The following is a 23,473-nucleotide window of genomic DNA, read 5'->3' on the forward strand; positions in this document are numbered from 1 at the left end:
ATAAGTTTCAACTGCACCAACCCTTTTTGGCTCCTATAATTGTTCCACCCGTAACTAAAATAGTCGTTTGCATTTCTTACTATTTGTCAACGGAGAATTTAAAAATAGTCTTACTGTAAAATTGCTCGCCGGGTTTTAAAACAGTTGATGGGAAATGGCTGTGATTAGGAGTATCGGGGAAGTGCTGTGTTTCCAGGCAGAACCCGGAACGTTTATTATATATATCTCCCTTTTTTCCTTTTACATTACAAAGAAAATTTCCTGAATAAAAATGGATTGCCGGTTCTGTAGTATACACATCCAGTTTTCTTCCCGATACAGGTTCTAAAACAGCAGCTGCATGCTTCAAATGAGAAGAATGTTCTTTTTCAAGAACGAAACTGTGATCATATCCATTACTTAATCTTAACTGAACATTATCCTGGTTAATGTCTTTGGCAATTTTTTTAAACTCTGTAAAATTGAAAGGAGTATTTACTACATCAGCTATTTCACCCGTTGGCACCTGCATGAAATTTACAGGCAAATAAAAACCGGCAGGTATTTTTAATTCATGCCCGTCAATGCTTGTTGAAAGATTACCTGATAAATTAAAATAAGTATGCTGTGTTACGTTTATTAATGTTGTCTTGCTTGTTTCTGCCCTGTATTCAATAGTCCAGCTATCGTTATCATTGAGCATATACGTTACTTCCAGCTTCAGTTCACCGGGAAACCCTTCTTCCAGGTGAGGACTTGTATAAGTAAATACAATTCCTGTTCCCGAAGCGTTGGTCAAGGGGCGGGCAGAAAATACTTTTTATTAAACCCTTCCAAACCGCCATGTAAATGATAGCCCCTTCTTTTACCGGCAGGTTGTATGTTGCATCATCAAGTACAATTGTGCTTCCTGCAATACGGTTGGCATATCTCCCCACTACAGAGCCGAGATAAAATTCATCTGCCTGGTAATCCGGCTGTGTATCGTAACCCAATACTACATCAGCAAGTTTGCCATCTTTATCTTTTACAAATAAGGAAATAACAATAGCTCCTAAATTTGACACGATCAACCTGGTTCCATTTACATTTTCAATTGTATATGTACTTAACTGAGGTAAGGATTTATTCTTCTTCACTGTTTCTGTTTCCGTAGTAATACTTTTAGCTCCTTCTTTCACTTGCAACTGATTATAAATTTTAATAAAAACAAAGGGGGCATAAGGTGCATATACCTCTTATAAAAAACTGTCCGATAAAAAATTATAATGGAACGACTATAAATTTAGAAGTTGCAGTTTTGGCCTCAGGGATCTGCCCAATTTCTGTCCAGCCGGAATTTGATTCAACCAATCCAAAGTTTACAAAGTTCTTTGTTGTACCAAGCACGCTCCTTTTAATTGAGAACTCAATAATATTTTTTCCATTGACTGTTTTTAAACTTGAAAAAACAATGCGTCACTAAACGAAGCAACAGGTGTCCATGAAAATGCAGTTTGCGCTCCGGAATGTTTAAATACATCTCCCCAGCCACCAACAGGACTGCCTTCTAACAGGAAATCTGCGCCGGCATGAACCGGGTAGTACCATGTGTTAAAACCAGTTGCAGCGTTGTTATCTGCATCCATATATATATCAATAATTTCCATTTTCATATCTGCTGTACCTTCTAAATAAATATTCAACATATCACTGGAGGCAAAGGTTTTAACAGCAAGCAGGCTGCCGCCATATGTTGCTGCATTCTCATAAGTATACTCTACATATTGCCAATCAGAAAAATCTCCGTCAATTTTAATATTCGGACCAATGATGTTTACAGTGTCAATAAAGATGTTGGTTTCTGTACCCTGCTTTGCAGTAAGTGATACAAGAAAATTGCCTTTCTTTTAAACACATGTTGCGGTGCCCGGGCAGTAGAAGTCTGTCCGCTTCCATCACCAAAATCCCACACATATTCTTTAGCATTGGTGGAGAAATTGGTGAAGTTTACTTTATAACCATCAGCCACATAACTAAAGACAGCTTTTAAGCCACTGCCGCTTTTGTCTTTTTTGCAGGAAATACTGCCTATGATCAACAGCAGCATACCAAATAAATAAATATTCCTTTTCATAATTTTAGTTTTAGTAGATTAATTTATTTTCAATTGTTGCTTAAGGTTATTCATTCCATTATTCTCTTCTACCCATACATCAACATTAGCAAGCCTTACGGCATACTCAATTCTTGCTTTTAAACCGGCAGCTCTGTCCGCAATTCTCAAATAAAGATCATAGTCACCTGCAGGTATTCCGGATAAACTTACATTCTCATTAACCGCAAGCGTGCCTTCAGGCTTGCAGGTTCTCAAATCAACAGCCATCTCTTTTTCATAATACAAGCCTGTTGTTTTATTTTTCAAAACCAGGTAAGTGATTTTCCTGTTGTAAAGTGGAGCATACCCTTTATTGGTAATACTTATGCTTACCGGCAGGCCTGAATTTACCGCCGCCTGTTTACTTGTTTTTGAGTTGACTAACGCCAGCCTGTAGCCTAAGTTTGTCTGAAATTCATCAAAACAACCGGAGGTTTTCCACGCATTGATCGTTGCCGGATACCAATCTAAATTGAGGTAAGTCCACTTCAGCAATTTCATCTCATTCCTGCCCTCATTGCATGAAGGGTCGTACCCTGCCGATGGCGGACAGGTTTCACCGCCAGTTGGCACATACAATGCTTCGTTACTTATATATTGTTTCTCCGCAGTAACATTACTGTAAGTGCCATAATCTGTTCCACCTGTTAAAAAACAGTCGTTATGATGACCCACTCTTGCCCTGTTCTCATTTGAATAAGCAATGTCCGCTCCTACAGGTACTGTGGTATTAAAGATTTGCTGTTTCATTCCGGGTGTTCTTACCTGAACCATAATTCCTTCGGGCAAAACACTCAGCAGTTTATTTAATACAAGACGTTCATTATCGGTCGTGGCAAGTCCATTGCTTGAATCGTGCCATTCTCCCCATGCACCAATAAGCCCGGCCTGCACAAATGCAATAACATCTTTGTTTGTTTCAAAGACCGTCTTCAACTGATCAAGGTGTTGCACAATAATTGAATAGGGCGCATCCGTACCAGTCATATTATCTGTATAAGCAAATCTTACTATCGCCTTTAAACCGGCGTTACGTATCTTATCAAGATCGCCCTGTATTAATGAAAGTTCTGCTGCACTGAGAGGCTGACTTTTAAACGCATCAAGATAAAAACCCTTAATACCATTGATACATTCTGGCTTCTCAGAATACTTAATTGCGCCACATTTAAAGCTCCTCCCTCAGAATAAACAATCATTGTACGGATAAATCCCCGTTCAGGATTAGGAAAAATCGTATTTGAAATGGTATAATTTACTCCATTATCAACAGGTGCAGGATCTTTCTTCGTTTTCCTGCATGCTGTATTACAACACAATAAAAGAAATGTAAAAAACAGTTTATAAATCCTGATTAATTTCATAATTCAATTTTTAATACCAGACAGAAAAACACAACAATCCATTATTAATACCCGGTGTTCTGAATGAATTTCCCTTTGCCTTCAGCAATAGCTTTTAGTGAAAAAGGATACACTACTTTGTTCGGTCCGGTAAAAGTTGACAGTGTTACTTCCTGGCAACGGCTCACAAATTTTCCATGGCGGATAAGGTCGGCCCTGTATTGTCCGTTTTCACACCAGAACTCATGGCTTCTTTCTAATAAGATCAAATCATTAAATGCAGACAGTGAACTGTAGCTTGATAATTGTTTATCAGTTAACCCAGCTCTTCTTCTTACTACGTTTACCAATTCGATCGCTTCAGCAGTTGGTGCACGGAATTCGCAATGGCTTCTGCTTTTGACAATAACACATCAGCATAGCGGTACATAACAATATCAACAGTTGTAAGGCCGGTTGTTCTGGCTGCATCGGGATTTATTTTTAATGGAATAGGGCCCCAATCAAGTATACTTCCGGGATTAGCTTTGTTATAAGTAATACCATCTGTTCCTGTATATTCTGCAATCAGCATTTTCTTTCTTTTATCATTCGCCTCAAACCTGTCATAAAACCACCAGGTACTTGAGATGGTTCCCCATCCTCCTAACGGACCATAATTTGACGGCAACACCATCAGTTGCCATTGATTTTCGCTGGTGCCAGCATAATCACATGGAATAGCCCAGATAACTTCACGACTTGCTTTTGCTCCTTCCAGGTCCCACATGGCTGAATAATTCGCATCCAGTGAATAAGTGTTGTAAGCAATTATTTCATCGCACAATGTTTTTACTTTCGCCCATTTTTTTTCATGAAGGTTCAGCCTGATGTTAATCATTTTTGCAAGTGCCTTATTAAACCTTCCATATTCTGACGCAGATGGCAAAGGCAGGTCCGCTGCTGCAGCTTCAAGATCGGCTTCGATAAATGCAACCATCTGATCATTTGTCAATCTTGCCAACGGCTCTTCTTTCAATGGATTTTTTAATATATCCAATGGAGCAACTACAAACGGTCCATATAAATCAAACAGGGTGTAAGCAAGCAAACCTCTTGCACAACGCACATGTGCAATAGCCTTCTTTTTTAAATCTTCGCTTACAGTTGATCGTTCAATCAGATCAATTGTAATGGTCATACGGCTTATCTTATTATAGAAGTCATCATAATAACGGGTAAATGCAGCATCCTCTGCCCGGTAATTTTGTAAAGAAGCTGTAAGCTGATCGCCATATTTACCATGCAAAATTTCTGTGCTGGCATCACTTAGAAACATAACACCTCTTTCTGATGTTGAAAATATTCCATCAAACCAAGCTCCTCTCAGAGGGTAATAAGCTGCATTTACCATTGCATCCAGGTCTGCTGCAGACTTAGGGAATATATTCGGATTGATTTCTGAATAATCAACAGGCTTCAGGTCTTTCGTACAACTGTTTACCAGTAATACTAATGGCAGGAATAATATTAATGTATAGCGTTTCATAATTTTTCTTTTAGTTGTAAAATTTAAAAGTTAACGTTTAGCCCTATGGTAAATGTCCTGATATAAGGATATGCCGCTGTGTAAGAATCTGTTTCCGGATCAACCCCGTTATAAGGACTGATTACAAAAAGATTCTGTGCATCCACATGCACACGTGCAGAGCTAAATACATTTTTTAATATTTTACGTGGAATATTATAACCTAATGAAACATTCTGTAACCTTATGAACCATGCATCCTGCAGAAAGAAATCACCAACACTGTAAGGCGAAAAACCCCAGAAAGAACTTGGATTTGTTGTAGATGGATTTTGTGGTGTCCACCTTTCCTTTACTGATCTTAACGCATTGTAACCATTTGAATAAATACCGTAAGCACTGAAACCGTAAGCAGTGTAATTAGGGTCGGTCATACGGCGGCCAAACAGGGCATTAAAATCAAAATTGAGTGTAAAGTTTTTGTAGGTAATTATATTGGTGATACCAGCCATAAATTTTGGATCATAACTGCCAATCAATTTGGTATCTGCATCATCAATTCTTCCATCAGGTTTTCCCATTTTTATAAACCTTCCGTTTGCATCTACCATGGGGTTTCCGCTATTATCCCTTGCAAAACCATCAATGTCTTTAATCTTAATCATACCCGGTTTAAGTTGCGGCTGAGATACAGGCACGGCTTCACCAATCTGTAAAATACCATCAGCTATCCTGCTGTACATAGCTCTTATCGGATCATTTGCGCTTTCGTAGATATTAGGCTTCCAGTCAGGAGCTCTTTCCTTCCAGGTGTCTTTGTAACGGGATAAAGCAAACATTGTTCTCCACTGCAGGTTATTGGTTTGAATGTTACGTGTATTGATAGTTACTTCAAAACCTTTACTTTGTGTTTTTCCGATATTGGCAATGATTGTATTTACTTCCTGATAAGAGTTCAATGTTTTGGTTGCTAACAAATCTGATATTATATTATTAAACACTTCTACTGAACCATCAATTTTACCATTCAAAAGAGAAAAGTCTAAACCAAAATTTGTTCCGGTTGTTGTCTCCCATTTCAGATCCGGATTTTCCAGTCTTGATAACGAAACACCAATCAGTCTCGCATCATTTCCGGAAAGCCATGCCGGATAGGCACTGTAGGCAGCAAACGCATTACTGTTAATAGTAGCATTACCAGTTTGCCCATAACTAAACCTGAATTTCAGCTGAGAAAAAGTATACTTAAGGTTTCCGAAAAAGGGTTCTTCTGCAATATTCCATGCTACTGCAGCAGAAGGGAATGTTCCCCATTTATGATTTGCTGCAAAAACACTGGCACCATCAGCACGTACAGTAGCGGTGAAGAAATAACGGCCGTTATAATTATAATTCAACCGGCCAAAATAAGAAGCAATTAAATTCTTTGAACCGGCAGAATTGGTTGGCAACTGAATACTTCCTGCACCAAGATTGTTCCATAAAAAAGCATCAGTAATAAAACCGGTTGCACCTGCACTGTTGAACTTATTAATGAATTTTTGTTGAGAAACACCGGCCAGCAAATCAAATTTATGTAAATCGTTCAGCGTTTTGGTATAGTTGGCCGTTGCTTCTAATAAGTAGTCATCCTTATCAGTATTGGAAACAAATGCCCTTCCATGTTCCAGAGCGCCATGCAAAGTTGTAACAGGTATATAGCTTTGTCTTTTTGCATAACCCCTGTCCATCCCTGCTTTTAATTTGATAGTCAGGTTTTTTATCGGTGTAATATCTACAAAGAAGTTTCCCAGCATTCTTTCTGTTCTTCCTTCATCACTTATTGTTAATAAGGAATAAGGATTGGGTTGCAATGCCAATTGCGGGTTTAATGGATAATTACCATCCTCATCAATCGCCTGTATGTGCGGGCCCTGCTGTATAGCAGCTCTTATGATCCCTGAATTTTCATACTGGTCTCCACCCAGCTGTGCATTTAAATTGTCAATTCTGCTTCCTGTAAAATTAAAACCAACCTTGAAGTACCTGTTTATCTCCTGGTCAATATTTACCCTCACAGAGTATCTCTTAAACCCTGAATTTTTTATGATACCCTTCTGATCATAGACATTTCCTGATAAAAGATACTTGGTATACTTAGTTCCGCCCGACATTGACAGGTTATGCTGTGCAGTTGATCCGTCTCTTGTAACAAGATCAAACCAATCGGTACCCCTGCCAACATTATTAATAGCATTCTGTGTATATAACTTTATATATGGCCCGTTCACAGGGTTTGCTTCAGCTTCTGCCAGTGTTCTTCCGCCATATGGTGCAACATTATTTTCAAACTCCCAGTTTTCTCTTGCTGCTTCATTGCGTACCTGTTTCCATTCATTTAACGGGAGCACATCAAACGGGTTCTTAAATTTTTGAATGGAAAAATTATTTGAGTATTGAACTTTCACTCCACCTTCACTGCCCCTTTTTGTTGTAATAAGCACTACACCATTGGCAGCCCTTGAACCATAAATAGAAGTTGAGCTGGCATCTTTCAGCACTTCGATTGATTCAATATCATTTGGATTAAAAGAACTCAGAATACTTTGTGTTCCAGCCTGGTACCTGCCACCGCTTTCAGGTTGCTGTAGATCACTGATAGGAAAACCATCTACAACAAACAATGGTGCGTTACTTGCATTAACAGAACCGGCTCCACGTATTAATATATCCAAACCACCGCCCGGCTGTGCGCTGTTCTGACGGATAGTTAGACCGGCAACTTTTCCTTTAAGCATATTGCCAATTTCCGGTCCGGAAGAAATCACAAGATCTTTGGTCTTTACAGATGAAACAGCTCCAGTAAGGTCTCTTTTCTTTTGTGTGCCGTAACCAACCACCACCACATCTTCAAGTGTTTTGATTTCCTGCGACAATTTAACATCAACGCCTCCTCTGCTGTTAACAGCAATTGTTCGTGTTAAATAACCAACTGATGTAAAAATCAGAGAGTCTGTAGCCGAAGTAACAATTGAGAAATCTCCTTTAATATTTGTAGCAGTTGTATTGGATGTTCCTTTTACCTGAACTGTTACATTCGGTAATGGATTTCCCTCCCTGTCGGTAACCTTACCTGAAATTGTTTTCTGTGCTTCTGACTCAAAAGCAAAAACTGTAAATGCTATTATAAACAAAAAGCATTTTTTAAGAAATTGAGCTTGCATATAACGTTAGTTTTAGTAATTGGTATCTTTAGATTTCTACTACTAAAGTGATACATTTTATTTAAAAAAGATACTTTGAGCAAAGTGGATATGCCCGGGTTACTCTGTGCAAACGCTTGTTTTTTGGATGCAAACGGTTGCGTGATTTTTAAATAATCACTGCAATCTTAATTAAATGGAACTCCCTGCTGCTGAAATGATGGTTTTAAAAACAATAGCTATACAGTAAAACAAAATCCTCCTGTCATATTGTGAGAATGCTTTTAGCCTTTTAAAAGTAATTATGACTATTGTTTCTTTATAATCTAAGCATCTTCATATAGACGTGCCTTTGAATGAGGCCGGGTAAGTCAAATTAGGATCATTCAAACCCAGAAGTAATAATAATTTTAAACTATCTTAACCCTGTTTCTAAATAATCTGGAGTCACTTCAACCAAATCATCATAAACAGAAAGGATATTCAGGTTTGTCGTGGTTTATTTTTCAACCTTAACTCAGCGAATGAACTATGGAAGGTTAGCCTGGAAGATAGTTTTACAGATTGACTGATTACTGTCTTTGCTTAAATAAACAACTCTTCACGAAATTGGAGCAGTACGATAAAGTGCAGAATGCCGGACAAAAGTCAAATCAGCTAAAAGAATATTTTAAATGATTTGGCTGGCAAACCACATGTAAACAAATAAAACAGTTATGGGACTATAAAAAGGGAGTTTAAAAAAAAGCCCCCAATAATGAGGGCCTTAACTGTACCGGAGGATTTACCTTTCTCTAACCAGATTATGGAGGATTTTATTACTTTTTCAGAATTTATACCCTTTTTAGTATAAAAATAAAACATTCAACTTGTTACAAATTCAGAGTTTCCTGTCATGTGCAGAGAATATCAGTCGAAATTCAAACTGTCTGAATGAAGCTTGAAGGCCGTGTTTATGGTGATTTATTTCTGATACTCAAAAAAACCAGCAAAAGGGCTTATTACTCTACCACAATCTCATCTGCAAAAGTCCATGCCGGCTTTCCTTCACCCGGATGTCCTTTAGGGCAGGCTTCCAATGTTACAGCCGTTACACGGATATATCTTGCATTGGTTGCCGAAAATTTTACTGTGAAATTTTTAATGGTTGATGCGGTAACAGTTGGGGGAATATCATTGACCAGGTTTCCCACTTCAACAAAATTCTTTCCATCAACTGAAATTTCAAACTTCACAGATTTGGGAAGAAAAATCCAATCCCTGTAATTCTGTAAACAACCCAATGCCACCAGGCTGATCATTTTTTCAGAGACAAGATCAACGGTTGCAATGAGATTGTCTTTATTAAAGCCATGCCAGTATTTACCGGCTGCATTCTTTGCTCTCACGCCATCCGTTAACGAATTTGGCCCGTCAGCCGGGTAATATTTTGAAAATGGAATTGCATACTGCACATTACTTCCAATTGCTTTGTGCATAACAAACGACTGCTCAGCAGGAACAAGGTTCATCACCTTTCCATTCTGAACGGAAACTGCTTTAATGGTTTGAGAAGTTTCAATTGAAATGGGGCCTTGATATTTATTCCCTGATGCAGTTGGAACAGAACCATCTGTTGTATAATAAATAGATACCGTCGGAATTTCAGTAACCAGGTTTACTTTCAGCTTTCCATTTTCAGATATAGGTTTAATGTCAACTGTAAAATTGCCGGGTGAATAGTGCAATCCTTTCTGATCAAATGCTTTGAATTGAACTTTTAACCGTTCATTGAAACTTGTCCAGTTTTTATTGGCGGCTGGTGACCATACTGTTTCTGCCAATGCCAGCATTCTTGGTAGTACCATGTACTCCACATGTTCGGTGGTAGAAATAAATTCAGTCCAGAGATTTGCCTGAGCACCCAATACATATTTTGCTTCTTCAGCATTCAATTCTTTGGGGATAGGTTCATAGTCGTACACTTTCTTTAAAGTATTAAAACCTCCAATGGCCAATGGTTCACCTTCAGGTCCCGCCTGGTAATGATCAAAGTAACAGGGAGTGCCCGGTGTCATTACCACATTATGATTCATTTTTGCTGCCTGTATTCCGCCGCTTTCACCACGCCAGCTCATTACAGTTGCTTCAGGAGCCAAACCACCTTCGAGTATTTCATCCCAGCCAATCATTTTTCTTTTTTTACTGACGATGAATTTTTCAATGCGCTTTACAAAATAGCTCTGCAGTTCTTCTTCATTCTTCAAGCCTTCTTTCTTCATACGTGCCTGGCATTTGCTGCATTGTTTCCATGGGCCTTTATCTACTTCATCGCCACCGATATGAATATAAGTTGAAGGGAAGAGAGCAATTACTTCTGTTAATACATCCTGTAAAAAGCCAAACACTTCATCATTACCTGCACAGTAATTGGATGACATGTTGGTATAATTTCCACCGGTCATTGGCAACTGCGGCAGCTGTGTGCAACTGAGCTGAGGGTAAGATGAAATTGCCGAAGCAACATGGCCCGGCATTTCAATTTCAGGAACGATGGTAACATTCCTTGCTTTTGCATATGCCACAATTTCTTTTACCTGTTCCTGTGTATAGTAACCACCATAAGTTGCTTCTTCACCGGGTTGTGCCTGCGGTCTTGCTCCCCAGATCTTATCTGTCTGATCAACTCTCCACGCTCCTGTTTCCGTGAGCTTCGGATATTTTTTGATCTCGATTCTCCAACCCTGGTCATCTACCAAATGCCAGTGAAAAGTGTTCATCTTATACATCGCCATCAGATCAATGTATTCTTTAACTGCATCCGCTGAAAAGAAATGACGGCTTACATCCAGGTGCATTCCTCTCCATTTGAATCTTGGATAATCATTCACCTGCATACAGGGTACCTTCAATGCAGCATTGGTACGAACCTGTGGCAATGTTTGTAATAAAGATTGCAGTCCGTAAAAAATACCACCATAACTGTTTGCTTTAATTACAATGGTTGATTTGTTTACCATCAGCTGGTAACCTTCCTCTTTTATTGAAGCATTTTTATCGAGAATCAGTTCAATTATTTTGCCTGCAGGTTTATTAACAAGCAAAGCTGTTCCTGAAATATGCCTTATGGTTGATACAAAAAAATCAACTGCCGGCTTTAATGCTGTTTGTTCAGCTTTAAAATTCACGGACGTTTTATTGTCAATGAGGAAAAACCCTCGCCCATTTTCACATCAACAGGTTGAGGAATGATGGGCGACTGCTGCGCCTTCATCATAACCGGAACTGACAAAGTGATAAGCAGAATTATTTTTTTGAATAACATAACTACTGTTTTAAGTAAACACTGTGTTTAATCGTATGTGCAAATTGCTGCTGGTAAAACTGCTGAGTTGATTTCACTTCTCCTTCGAATGAGACACCAGTCCCCCATAAAACCGAAGCAGATTTCAAAATCATCTTTGATTGAGATTGGCATAGTCACATATATTTTATTATAAAAAATTAATCCATTGTTTCGTTGGCAGAAATAGTTGCCGCTTCCTGTTGATGCAGATCAAACACAATAATTTCATTCGCCCCTTTTTTTAGCCAGGATGCAGGGCAATACAGTTTTTGCTGCGGCCCGATATTCCAAAACCTTCCAAGGTTATGACCATTAACAAATACAACGGCTTTTGAATAGTTGCTGAGATTAAAATAAGTATCGCCGGTTTCCTGTAAATTGAAATTACCTTTGAAAAAATTACAAAGTTTTGCAGCAGGTTGTTTACCTGTTAGCGCAGGCTGATGAGTTGCCAGAAAATGTTCATCCATTGGAAACAGGATTGTTTGCCAGTTCATTAACGTCATACCATTTAGTGTAACACGATCAGTAATTCCCTTACGATCAATCATGAACTGAGCAAAGTTGATATGGCCCATTCCTTCCACAAGAATTTCAAGAACCGGATCTTTCACAGTTGTTTTTGGCAAATCAACTTCCCATTTTCCTCCATCACGGTAAACCGTATCAATAAACACTCCGTTTAAAAATACTAATGCATAATCATGCGGCTCCCATATTTTCAGTGTACCGCTCTTATGCCCAATAAGCGTTGTTTTATAAAGGATGAATCCCTGGTTCTGCCCAAATGATTCCATTGGTTGCGGCTGTGGAGTTTTGATCGATGGAAGCTGATAATCCCAAAGCGAAGAAATCCGTTTCATTTCAACAGACGGTATTTCAATCATCTTTACAGCTGCAGGAAGTTCAGGAATTTTATAAGTCACGTATTGCTGAATCAAACGACGCAGCATAAAATATTTTGCTGTTGGCTGTCCCTGCTCATTGATGGGCGCATCATAATCATAGCTTGTAAGATCAGGCTGATACTGTGTTGGCGAAAATGCATTCGCACCTGCCGTGTAACCAAAATTGGTACCGCCATGAATCGCATAAAAGTTGAACGGTTTTTTGTTGTTTAATAAGTACTCCACTTCCTTTTTTAACCCATTGGTATCAGGTCTTGCCCATTTTTCTCCCCAATGAGTTAACCATCCGGGATAAGTTTCTGCACTGAAGGAAGGTACATTTGCATTTCTCTTTTTCGCCTGTTCAAAATCACTGTCGCCGCTTCCGCTGTCTAAACCTATTGCTGCACCATCAATGTTTCCTGCTTCAAGCATAAATGGAGTTGCACCGTCAGCAGTATAAAAAGGAACGGTGATTCCGTTCTTCTGCCATAATTTCCGTAAGGTTTCCATATACTCTTTATCATTGGCATAGCTGCCGTATTCATTCTCTACCTGTACCATCAGTATTGGTCCGCCGTTTGTGCATTGCAGCGAAACAACTTCCTTTGCCAGTCTGTTGATATATCGTGTTGCAGCTGCCATATATCTTGCATCCATACAACGGATTTTAATATCCGGGATCTTCAGCAGGTAAGGAGGTAATCCGCCGAAATCCCATTCTGCACATACATAGGGTCCGGGGCGGAGGATGACCCACATACCTTCTTCTTTACAAATGCGTATAAAAGAAGCAACATCCCTGTTAGCAGTTTTGAAATCAAAAACACCTTCCCTTGTTTCATGATAGTTCCAGAAAATATATGCTGCAATTGTATTGCATCCCATTGCCTTCGCCATTTGTATTCGCTGGCGCCAGTACTCCCGTGGAATACGTGCCGGGTGCATTTCTCCGCTGATCATCTGGATGGGTTTACCATCCAGTAAAAAATCATCTTTCCCGAGTTTGAACTGATGCGTTGTTTGTGCAGACACTTGCAATGCCAGCAACAAACAAATCATAAGAACTGAATATTTTACCGCTTTCATGTTTCTATTTCTTTTTTAAAATTTCATACAGTGATTTGATCTTAACATCCCTGATTTCCTTTGAACTGAAATACCTGTTCTTTACTGTGAGGACTTTTATGTTCTCTCTTTCAGATCAAAGTAATTCAAATTCACTTAATTAATTTTATTAACAAAACTGAACATCCACTTCACCGGGTTTTGCCAATCCTTTCCTTTGAAAGATCCAACAGGGGCTTTGATTAAAACGGTATTCCACCCTTTCTTCAGTTGAATTTTTGTTCCTGCCCTGTATTCATACCCTTCATCAATTAATGGAATTTCTGCATTTCCTTTTTGTCCGCCACGTTTCCATTCAGGAGAAGAAATCAATATCCCATTTACCCAAACCTTACTTTGCTTAGTATCCCATTCATTAACAGGCGGAGAATCTGTTGCAGGTGAACGGGAAAGATTATTAAAACCGATCCAGCATTCCTTAACTGCATCTTCATTACTCCAGATTTTTGTTACTGCATACCAAGTCGTGTTTTCTTCTGGGTTAACGATTGCCCCTTTGATGAGTGGTGCCCACCAATGCCTTAATATAATTGTGCCGCCAACAGTTTTGAAAGATGGCTTCGATTCGTCAAAATTTTTCTTCTCCGGTTCGAACTGCTTGCTGAGTTCTCCATTATTTTTATAAGGACCATAAAGATTCCAAATTAGATCAGATTGCTTCGCATAAGGAAAAGAAAACTGCTTAAAATTATATTGCTCCTGATCAAGCAGCCGGTTTTCAAATTGTGTAAATTGTTTTGCCGATTGCGATCCAGGTTCACCAATACCGGCAACCCATCCTTTCGTGCCACCACCTTTCCATGTACGTTCTGCAAAAGCCAGCATTGCCGGGTAAACAGGATTCATCTTTAATACATCGTCTTCATGTTCCACTCTTCTGTCGGGCCACAAACAAAGAATAGCGCCTTTCATCTTTGTTGTTTCCTTTTCCTGATCACCAATCATCCGGTTGAAGATTGTTACAACACTTTCCAACGGATCCATATGATTGATATAAAGATGCCGTGAATCAATAAAGGATTGTATGGTTGAATCTTTATCACCCAGATCACTCATCCACAACTGCCGGATGGTTTGATCATCGATGTTTCCACCCGGACTCCAGCCGATTGTTTGTTTCCCCAACTGATGCAACAGCATTATCATTTCCGGTAAAAAATTTTTGTTGCTAATTTTTACCTCATCACCACCCATATGAATATAAGGCAGATCATAAGTTGCACAGAATTCTTTGAGGATATTCTTTACAATCACCATCCCTGAATCACTCTGCATATCTGTTTTCATAGCACGTGTAAATGCTGCACTATGACCCGGCATATCAATTTCCGGAATAAGTGTGATGTATCTTTCTTTGCAAAACCTGATCAGCTCATTCATATCTGCTTCAGAATAATTCAGGCCCTTGTTGCGCAACATAGATTCTGGAGCCGTTAACTGTGGATATTGTTTAACAGCTAAACGCCAGGCAATATCTTCTGTAATATGAAAATGAAAGATGTTGAGTTTGTATTTACTCATGATTTCAATCTGCTGTTTCAGCAATTGAATGGATTGATAATTCCTGGCAGCATCAACCATATATCCTCTCCATGAAAAAGCAGGCCAGTCTTTGATTTCACAGGCATCAACAAAAGATCCATCCCTCATTAACTGATCCAGCGTTTGTATTCCGTTAAAAATTCCATGAGCTGTTGATCCACTCACAGTAATCCTGTTTGCGGTTACTTCAAGCTTATACATTTCCTCCCCTTTTTGCAAAGGATCGAATCGCAATTCAATAACAGGGTCAGCAGCTATTTGAATTGAAACAATGTCAGCACTCAATCCTTTTGCTGCTAACAGGTTTTGCAGTTTATATGCTTCTCCTTTGAAAGCAACATTTTTTACAAGAATGCTTTTACAGTTAAACAACGGGAAATAACCTTCTCCCCATTTCAATTGTTGCGGTAGTGGAAGAATGGATGGCTTTGGCAGAAGATCATAAACAAACGGGTAGACAAGATGCTTCCACAACAGGTAAGCTTCGCCTTTTAAATGAAGCCCATCATTGGTAAATGTTTCTTTTAATTTTCCATCTTTATTGCTGAATGCATTGTTTAGATCAATAAACAGGTAATGATGCGCAGCTGCATTCGCCTGCAATGTTGCATTCAACTGCTTGATGAGTTCACCATTTTTTGTATGGGTTACAAATTTCCCAAATGCATTATTTACCGGAAGAATGCTCTGGACATACAACTGTGATGAAACAGATTGCTGATGAACATAATCACTGACGAGTAAAATGTTTTTCAGTACGCTGTCAACTGCAATACCCTTTGCCAGGTCATTGATACCGATGAGCAGGAATATTTTTTTGGGTCTGCGTTTTACGATTTCATCGAGCCTGTGAATGACACCTGCAGTAATATCGCCGCTGACGCCCCTGTTTTTTATATGCAGATCATTGAATAACTCGCTCCATTCAGCTCCATCCGTAATACTGTTGCCCAGAAAAATAATATCATCTTTTGTTTGGGGCAAAGTCCTGAAATGCGTTACCCGCTGATGATAGTAAGTTGTAAAAACGGAATCAGGAAAAACAGGAAGCTGAATCATTGCATTCCTGTCTTTCAAAGTCATAGTATCTTTTTGAGCTGGAGCATACAGACTAACAATAGCAGATAACACAACAAAAATAAATCTCAACTTTATCATAACAGTTCTTTACTGATTATTAACAGACAGGCTCTTATTTTTAGCTGATGACTTCTTCTGTGCAAGATATAAACCAACTGTTACCAGCATTACTCCGATTAATGTATAAACGGTCAGCGGTTCTTTTAGACTTACAGCAGCAATCATAAAACCAAACACCGGGCAGAGAAACAGCCAGTATGATGCAGTTACAGGATGATGTTTCAGTAACCACAGCCAAAGCTGAACTGCCCCGATTGAAACAGGAATTGCGAGCCAGATAACTCCGCTGAAAAAATGGACATCGAATTGATTCAGTTGATGATGGTAAGTAAGGAGTAAAACCGGGATCAGAATAATTCCACCAATCAATGTTTGCCATCCGTTGATGGTAAGAATATGGAGATCATTCCATTTCGATTTGGAAAAATAAATGGCGCCTGCTGAATAAGCCAGCATACTTGCCAGCATAATAAAAATACCATCAACTGTTGCAAAACTGTTTTGCAATAAGGGCCATGCCGCTGTAAATACGCCTGTACTGCAAAGCAATAGACTCATCCAATGCTTTACTCCCATTCTGTGATCGAACAATACGGCAGAGATGATACTGATAAATACGGGATTGATTGCAACTGCAAGGCTGCCTAATCCTGCCGACACTCTTTGCATAGCAATAACATACAGTCCGAGATAAATACTGATGTTCAGCAACCCGTAAATTGCAATAAACCCCCACTCCTTTTTTTGAGGCAACCGTTTACGCAAAACAACATGTGCAAAAAGAATCATCAATGAACCCCCGATAAAGAAACGGGCAACAGCAATGACAAAAGGCTGCGATGATTGTAACGCAATTTTGGTAGCAGTTGAAGCCGACGACCACAACAACGCAAACATGATTCCATATAGAATATATTTCCAGTTCATTATTCTTCAGTCCTCAGCCAATTAATCTTTATCTCATAAAAATAGGAATCCAATCCTTAGTCGACGTTTATTTTAAACGTGGATGCAGGCAATTGTTCGCTATTCACCAGGTTGGCATCTGTAAAAGGTTTCCATGCATAGTAAACGAACAGAGGCTTTTCTTTTACTTCTATAATGATTGCTTTGTTCTGAACAGCAGCACCGGTTTCTGTTTTCCCATCCAGCGAAAATCCTCTCACTGGCTTTTTATCGGCAGTCTGCAACCCTTCTGCCGCATACTGAAACGAAATAATTACCTGCCCGTTTACATACTTTGCTCTTAGAGGTAAGGGGCCCGATGGAATGACTTTCCGTTTATAATCTTTATACAAGGTCCATCTTGCCAAACGTTCACCAACCTCTTTTTTATTGGTTGGATGCACATCATTTTTAAAGCCAAGATCACTGCAGACTGCCATGCCCGTATGCTTTGTTTTGTTCAACAGTTTCCGTTGCTCATCCCTGAACCAGGCCCAGAGTTGTGATTGATAATGCAGGGAATCGATGGAAGATAACTGCACCCAGTAAAAAGGCATTGCAGGTTGCTTCCATAATTTCCGGTAATCTTTGATGAGTAATTGTTGAAGATCACCGTACTCTTTTACACGCTCAGGTTCCTGTGCATTACTTTCACCTTGATAACAGATCGTTCCTTTGATGGGCAAAGACAGAATTGATTCTATCCCATTTTCAAATGCATAGCCGGGTTTATAGGCATGCGCAGGACCTGAAGAATCTTCATTCAATAATTTATTGCCACCAACATTTTGCATTCCTCTTTCACGAATCCATACTGGCAATGCATCATTCATCAACCAATTGCCGTTTAGTTTCTCTTTAAACCGCTGATTCCTTTGTAATGCTGCCCTGCTGATAAATGTTTCGAGGGGTGCACCGCCAATAGAAAGATTGATCAGCCCAACAGGTATATTTTCAGAACGTATGATTTCCTTTGCAAAATAATAAGCAACAGCGCTCATTGTTTTGACTCTGTTGCTGTCGCAAACTTCCCACTCGCCACGGTAAAAATCATTTTTATTGAGACGAGTGATGATTGAATCAGTATAAGCAACGGCATATATATTCTTTCCTGCAAAAGATGGATTATAGAAATGCAACAGAGGTTGATTTGTCTGATTGACTTCATCCCTGAAGTGTGCTTCCTTCTGCATGGGGAATTCCATATTACTTTGCCCAATGCATAACCACAAATCTCCAATCAGAATATTCTTCAGTTCAATCTTCTCCTTACCACTTGTGATAAGAATATTTTGTGGCTCTGCATTTGCGTTTTTCTTATTGAATACAACAGTCCATGCTGAATTCTTACCTGCAACTGCGGTTCTTTTTCATGAGAGAAAGAAACAATTACTTTATTTCCCGGATTAGCTTTACCCCAAATACGCACCGGCTGCTCCCTTTGCAAGATCCTATTGTTTGCACGGATTTTTGCCACCTGCAATTGGGCGGTGGCAAAAAGAGGAAGAAAAAATATCAATAAAATAAACTGTTTCATAGACGAACGTAATTACCATTTCATAACTGTAAATACAATCTGCGCATAATTATTTCGTTCATACAAAATCCCGATCTTTTTATTGTTTATCAGCACAAGATCAGAATATGCAGCATGATCGCCCTTTGACCCTCCTTCACTTTTATCGACAGTATAATTTTTGTTCCATGTTTTTCCATCATCAAAACTGATACGTAAAGTGAGGTTATCCCTTCTCTTTTCATCAGCTGCATTACAAAATGCAACAATTGCCTTTCCTTTCTTTTTACCAATGGTTAAAATACTTCCCTGGTTTACGGGATCAATCAATGTCTGATCAAAATAAGTTGTATCCCATGTTTGACCACCATTACTGCTGATGGAAACGATTCTTGCACGCACATCACCTTTCTGATTACGGCTGTTCATCATTAACCGGTTATGACTTAATTCAGTTGCCATTGATTCATTACTGCCCGGTACATCAACTGTTGCACCAAGATTAAATGTTTGTCCATGATCATCTGTATAAAATCCATGTGCTTCATAATCCATTGCCCTCTCTTTTGGATTACCCGCCGAATGATTAGCCGCAATGAAAATTCTTCCTTTATAAGTTCCTTGTTGAAACTGCATTGCATGACCGGGTGTATTGGCATAACTGCGCCAGTCTTCGTTGAAATGATAAGCTGCATTTACCTTCGGTTGATTTGGCTTGTGAACCTGTGTTGTAATATTTACTGTAGCGCTCCATGTAATACCGCCATCAACAGATGTCTTATACCATACTTCACGCAATCCTTTTCCTTTTCTTACTTCACCTTCATGATTATTACCGGTGTTATAAAACAAAAAAATCCTTCCCTTTGGATAAGCAGGATCGGTTCTGTCAACAACGGGCGCAGGATTACCAGCCTGCAATGAGTCTGCATCCACAACAGTTTGCAAAGCAGTCCATGTTTCACCTTTATCAGTACTCCGTTTTAATACAATATTAATGTCGCCAAAATCACCGGAGCCGTTTACACGGCCTTCACAAAAAGCAAGCAGGTCGCCATTTGGTAATCCAATAATTGCCGGGATGCGGTAACTTTTATGACCTTCTGTGCCCGATGTAAAAACAGGAATCAATTTCTGTTGTGCAACAGCAACCATTACTACTATTAAGGCCGCTACAGTTAATTGTACTTTTTTCATGGTTGAATTTTATTTCAGGTAATCACTTAGTATTTGCAAACAATACCATTCCTGCCTGGGCAAATGAAAAGGCCCTTTGAATAAATTTCCTTTAGCTGTCTGTGCTATCGTTCCATCACGGTGCAGGTAACCAAACCATTCGCCGTATTCTTTATCATGAAAATGTTTATACGAATAAGCATGTACCAGTTTATGCCATGCTGCATATTTTTCGTTGCCTGTCATTAAGTAAGCAAGCAGTGTCGCTATGATCACTTCATTATGTGGCCACCAGAATTTCATATCCTGCCAGTATTCCTGTACAGGTTTGTTGTACACATCACGGAAATACAAAATACCTCCATATTCTTTATCCCATCCACGTTCCCACATATAATCGAGCATCTTACAACCCAATGAAATTAAATGCGGATCATTGTTTCGATGTTTTGCTTCGTGCAGGATAAACCATGCACCTTCAATTGCATGACCGGGATTAAGTGTGCGTCCATCAATATGATCAATAATACTTCCATCAGGTGCTACCTGTTCCATCACACACTGAATATCATCTTTCACAAAATAAGTTTCAATTTCATTGATCCATTTACTGATCCATACATCACAACGTTCATCACCAATGATCTCCCGCAACTGCTGTGCAGTGTTGGTCATAATCATGGGTACTCCAATTCCCTTTGAGGGTCTGATGCCTGAATACTTTGGTTCTAATTTTTTTTCACCTGTTGAATAGGCAATACAGTTTCCAAAAACTTCCCTTGCTTTATTTGCAGCTTCCTTATCACCACTGGCCTTAGCGTAGGCTGCCGCTGCAATTACATAAAATGTTTCGGAGAAATAATATCTCCGCTTGCGAATTGGTTTCCCATCTCTTGTAACATGAAAAAACATTTGTCCATCGCTGTCAAAGCAATGTTTGTTTAAAAACTCATAGCCAAGCTTTGCGCCATCAAGCCATTCCTGTTTTTTCTCCACTGTATTGTAGAGGGTTGATAAGAGCCATGTTGCCCGTCCCTGTATCCATACCGCTTTATCATCATCAATTAGTGAACCATCTGCATCACGCATCAATAAAAAGCCTCCATATTCTTTATCATAAGAACAGGGAAACCAAAATGGAACAGTATCATTCAGCAACTGGTTGCTGTAAAATTCTTTTAATGATTCCAATTCATGTTTTATATAACCCATCTGATTACTGATTTAGTTGTACTGATTTCTGTGCGGTATATTATTCATTTTACATCTGCAAAATCATTTGCTTTTGGCCGGAGAAAATACAATTGAATAACCAATGCGATGAAAACAATTCCTGCCATCAACGCAAAATCTTTTCCCAGGTTTCCCGCATCGGTAGCCTTGCCCAGCAGGTCAGTAATGAACGCACCTGCAAACACACCCGTCATATTCATCAGTCCATAAGCTGTTGCTCTGTGCTTTGATGAAACAAACTGGCAAAGGATCGGCATATTGTTCGCATCAAAAATTCCATACCCGAAACCAAAACAAAATGCAGCGCCAATAACATGAAACATGGAATGTCCAAAACCAATCAGCATTAATGCCGGCATTGTTAAACCCAACCCAATGGCGCTTGTATAAATTCTTCCACGCAAATTTTTCTGAACCCATCTGTCAGAAAGAATTCCTCCAAAGATGACACCCAGAAAAGAAGATGCGGCAATCGTGATCGTTGAGATGGGTCCTGCCCTGCTCATATCTATATGCAGGTTCTCTGCAAATAAAGTAGGCAGCCAGTTCTTTATACCCCAGCCGGGTAAACTCGGTACAGCAAAATAGAAAAGAATAATCCAGAAAGAAATATTACTGAACAGCAATCCAAGTCCTTTAAACAACGGTATCTTTTCTTTTGAAGAAACCAAAGCAACTGTGTTAATCGCATCGGAGACTTTCTTCTCCCGTAAAAACAAAATCAATACAACCGAATAAACAATACCGATTATTCCAAAGGAATGAAATGCCTGCTGCCATGAAAATTTATCTGCAATGGTTGCACCAAACCCACCAAGAGCCTGCCCCATGTATAAACCAGTCATGTGAATACCAACTGCCAGTGATCTTGTTTTGGAAGAATGAAAATCTGCAATCAATGATAAGCCTGCAGGAATATACAGCGCTTCACTGATTCCCATGATAGCTCTTAACCAATAGAGCTGATTGAAAGTTGTGGCATAGCCCATTGAAAAAGTAACAGCCGACCATACAAACAAACTTCCAACAATAAGCCATTTACGGTTGAGTCTGTCAGCGATCATTCCTGAAACCGGACTCATAAAACCATAGATCCACAGAAAGATAGCCATCAGTCTTCCGAAATTTGTGGCCGACTGCAATTCGGCAAGATCGATCATCATGGACGGCTTCATGGTTGACAGCATTTGCCTGTCCATATAATTCAACAGAGCCACTACCCAAAGTAATGCAACTAATATCCAGGGATATTTTTTGGAGTAACTCATTTGATATCAGAATTAAGTTTAGCTGACAGTATATATGGCGAACGAACACCTGCTTTTATTTCCCCGCTTGGTATCAACACCTCATTTCCCCACTTAAATGCAACTGTTGTTACGGGAGTATCAAACGGAATTGAATCAACGACTGTCCACTCATCGGTGATTATATTATAGCATAACACTTCTTTGCAGAAACCCGGATGCGACATTTGTAATTTATTTTTTTGTTGTACCAGTTGCTGCTTTTTCAATTCATCTTTTTCTGCATTGATCGCTGCAATCAGCATCTCTACTTTATGAAATGTTTCTCCTTTATCTCCACCAAACAGCAGAATGGAATGTGTACCTGTTGCCATTCCTGTTCCTGCAGATAAAGTATAGGGTAAAGATTTTTTTTCTGCCCATTGGTTTTTTGTAAGATTGAATTCAAAGGCGGAACTGTAAAGATTACTGATGCCATTTGTATTTTTCCTGCGGCCACCGATCAGGAAAATACTTTCATGATCTTTTGACTTTTGAAAAACAAGTACAGCATGCGATACAGGCTTTGGAATCAAAGGCAATTGTTTCCATCCTTCAGCAATATGATCCATGTCTAAACTGAAAAACATATCTGATACGCCTTCAGCTTTTTCACCACCTGCAATATAAATGCTGTTTCCATGAACCGTCATTGATGCATTGGTGACAGCAACGGGAAGATCGGGTAAGTTCTGAACAACAAGCGTTGAAGCGTTTTGAGCCAATTGCAGAAGAAATACTTTATTACTGATCCCCTGTTCATTTTCTCCGCCTGCATAAACAATCCCTTTTGATGTTGAACAGCTGGCTGCATAAGCAACAGTGGCAGGAAGTTTAAACTGCTTTTTCTGCAAAACAATTCTGCTCCTAATTTTTACATAAACAAATACATCATCATAATATTTTTTCTTGCCACCAAGCCATGGCATAGCATCGGGGAAATTTGCCCCGCCGGCAACTATCATTTTATTTTGATAAATACCTGCAACAGGCCCGGCAAAACCTAAAGATTTGCTTTGGTTTTTGGCAACAGGAAGTTCAGCTGCAATTTTCCATTGCATAGATTGTCCCTGTTTTTTTTGAGCAGGTATTGCTGCAGTAAAAAACATGATTGAAACTGATAACAGAATTAAAAAGCGGTTCATTA

Annotated in this window: 14 protein-coding genes and 3 pseudogenes; all 17 read right to left on the bottom strand. The window is 39.2% G+C overall.

The genetic code is table 11. The annotated features are described in order from the left end of the window. Positions 1-79: 79 nt before the first annotated feature. The 17 genes and pseudogenes from IPK31_00965 to IPK31_01045 all read right to left on the bottom strand — a co-directional run bounded on the left by IPK31_00965 (position 80) and on the right by IPK31_01045 (position 23,471). Positions 80-778: a galactose mutarotase gene (locus tag IPK31_00965; protein ID MBK8086659.1), complete on the bottom strand. Its 699-nt coding sequence runs from the start codon at positions 776-778 to the stop codon at positions 80-82. After that, the gene (locus tag IPK31_00970) at positions 705-1,160 is read right to left on the bottom strand and encodes a hypothetical protein (protein MBK8086660.1); all 456 of its coding nucleotides are present in this window, start codon (positions 1,158-1,160) and stop codon (positions 705-707) included. Before IPK31_00970 ends, IPK31_00965 begins: the two co-directional genes overlap by 74 nt. A gap of 255 nt (positions 1,161-1,415) precedes the next feature. Beyond that, complete coding sequence (locus tag IPK31_00975) at positions 1,416-1,667, bottom strand: hypothetical protein (protein MBK8086661.1); 252 nt, start codon at positions 1,665-1,667, stop codon at positions 1,416-1,418. Between the two features lie 128 nt (positions 1,668-1,795). Further along, complete coding sequence (locus IPK31_00980) at positions 1,796-2,095, bottom strand: PKD domain-containing protein (GenBank protein MBK8086662.1); 300 nt, start codon at positions 2,093-2,095, stop codon at positions 1,796-1,798. Between the two features lie 18 nt (positions 2,096-2,113). Beyond that, a complete protein-coding gene (locus tag IPK31_00985) occupies positions 2,114-3,103 on the bottom strand; it encodes a DUF4832 domain-containing protein (protein MBK8086663.1) in 990 nt (329 codons plus the stop codon). Between the two features lie 71 nt (positions 3,104-3,174). Then, positions 3,175-3,480: a hypothetical protein gene (locus IPK31_00990; GenBank protein ID MBK8086664.1), complete on the bottom strand. Its 306-nt coding sequence runs from the start codon at positions 3,478-3,480 to the stop codon at positions 3,175-3,177. Positions 3,481-3,524: 44 nt separating this feature from the next. Next, positions 3,525-4,987: pseudogene (locus IPK31_00995) on the bottom strand (RagB/SusD family nutrient uptake outer membrane protein). Positions 4,988-5,010: 23 nt separating this feature from the next. After that, positions 5,011-8,139, bottom strand: a complete 3,129-nt coding sequence (locus tag IPK31_01000; protein MBK8086665.1) for a TonB-dependent receptor — start codon at positions 8,137-8,139, stop codon at positions 5,011-5,013. Between the two features lie 1,010 nt (positions 8,140-9,149). Then, a pseudogene (locus tag IPK31_01005) lies at positions 9,150-11,452 on the bottom strand (family 20 glycosylhydrolase). A gap of 179 nt (positions 11,453-11,631) precedes the next feature. After that, positions 11,632-13,449 carry a beta-galactosidase gene (locus IPK31_01010; GenBank protein MBK8086666.1) on the bottom strand — a complete coding sequence of 606 codons (1,818 nt, stop codon included), beginning with the start codon at positions 13,447-13,449 and terminating at the stop codon, positions 11,632-11,634. A gap of 135 nt (positions 13,450-13,584) precedes the next feature. Further along, the gene (locus IPK31_01015) at positions 13,585-16,188 is read right to left on the bottom strand and encodes a family 20 glycosylhydrolase (protein ID MBK8086667.1); all 2,604 of its coding nucleotides are present in this window, start codon (positions 16,186-16,188) and stop codon (positions 13,585-13,587) included. A gap of 9 nt (positions 16,189-16,197) precedes the next feature. Further along, on the bottom strand, positions 16,198-17,097 hold the full coding sequence (locus IPK31_01020) for a DMT family transporter (protein ID MBK8086668.1): 900 nt from the start codon (positions 17,095-17,097) through the stop codon (positions 16,198-16,200). A 56-nt stretch (positions 17,098-17,153) separates the two neighbouring features. Continuing rightward, positions 17,154-18,652: pseudogene (locus IPK31_01025) on the bottom strand (sialate O-acetylesterase). Between the two features lie 12 nt (positions 18,653-18,664). Continuing rightward, complete coding sequence (locus IPK31_01030; GenBank protein MBK8086669.1) at positions 18,665-19,828, bottom strand: exo-alpha-sialidase; 1,164 nt, start codon at positions 19,826-19,828, stop codon at positions 18,665-18,667. A gap of 9 nt (positions 19,829-19,837) precedes the next feature. Beyond that, positions 19,838-21,019 carry an AGE family epimerase/isomerase gene (locus tag IPK31_01035; protein MBK8086670.1) on the bottom strand — a complete coding sequence of 394 codons (1,182 nt, stop codon included), beginning with the start codon at positions 21,017-21,019 and terminating at the stop codon, positions 19,838-19,840. A 44-nt stretch (positions 21,020-21,063) separates the two neighbouring features. After that, a complete protein-coding gene (locus IPK31_01040) occupies positions 21,064-22,308 on the bottom strand; it encodes an MFS transporter (GenBank protein ID MBK8086671.1) in 1,245 nt (414 codons plus the stop codon). Next, entirely contained in the window at positions 22,305-23,471 is a 1,167-nt protein-coding gene (locus tag IPK31_01045; protein ID MBK8086672.1) for a galactose oxidase, read from the bottom strand. Before IPK31_01045 ends, IPK31_01040 begins: the two co-directional genes overlap by 4 nt. Positions 23,472-23,473: the final 2 nt, after the last annotated feature.

It is taken from the genome of Chitinophagaceae bacterium, assembly GCA_016713085.1.
Classification (GTDB): domain Bacteria; phylum Bacteroidota; class Bacteroidia; order Chitinophagales; family Chitinophagaceae; genus Lacibacter.

What these genes read in the sequence shown, in the direction of transcription:
- IPK31_01015 (MBK8086667.1), bottom strand. Translation starts at nt 16,188, where the DNA reads ATGATAAAGTTGAGATTTATTTTTGTTGTGTTATCTGCTATTGTTAGT.
- IPK31_01035 (MBK8086670.1), bottom strand. Translation starts at nt 21,019, where the DNA reads ATGGGTTATATAAAACATGAATTGGAATCATTAAAAGAATTTTACAGC.
- IPK31_01010 (MBK8086666.1), bottom strand. Translation starts at nt 13,449, where the DNA reads ATGAAAGCGGTAAAATATTCAGTTCTTATGATTTGTTTGTTGCTGGCA.
- IPK31_00985 (MBK8086663.1), bottom strand. Translation starts at nt 3,103, where the DNA reads ATGACTGGTACGGATGCGCCCTATTCAATTATTGTGCAACACCTTGAT.
- IPK31_00975 (MBK8086661.1), bottom strand. Translation starts at nt 1,667, where the DNA reads ATGTTGAATATTTATTTAGAAGGTACAGCAGATATGAAAATGGAAATT.
- IPK31_00990 (MBK8086664.1), bottom strand. Translation starts at nt 3,480, where the DNA reads ATGAAATTAATCAGGATTTATAAACTGTTTTTTACATTTCTTTTATTG.
- IPK31_01040 (MBK8086671.1), bottom strand. Translation starts at nt 22,308, where the DNA reads ATGAGTTACTCCAAAAAATATCCCTGGATATTAGTTGCATTACTTTGG.
- IPK31_01030 (MBK8086669.1), bottom strand. Translation starts at nt 19,828, where the DNA reads ATGAAAAAAGTACAATTAACTGTAGCGGCCTTAATAGTAGTAATGGTT.
- IPK31_00980 (MBK8086662.1), bottom strand. Translation starts at nt 2,095, where the DNA reads ATGAAAAGGAATATTTATTTATTTGGTATGCTGCTGTTGATCATAGGC.
- IPK31_01045 (MBK8086672.1), bottom strand. Translation starts at nt 23,471, where the DNA reads ATGAACCGCTTTTTAATTCTGTTATCAGTTTCAATCATGTTTTTTACT.
- IPK31_01020 (MBK8086668.1), bottom strand. Translation starts at nt 17,097, where the DNA reads ATGAACTGGAAATATATTCTATATGGAATCATGTTTGCGTTGTTGTGG.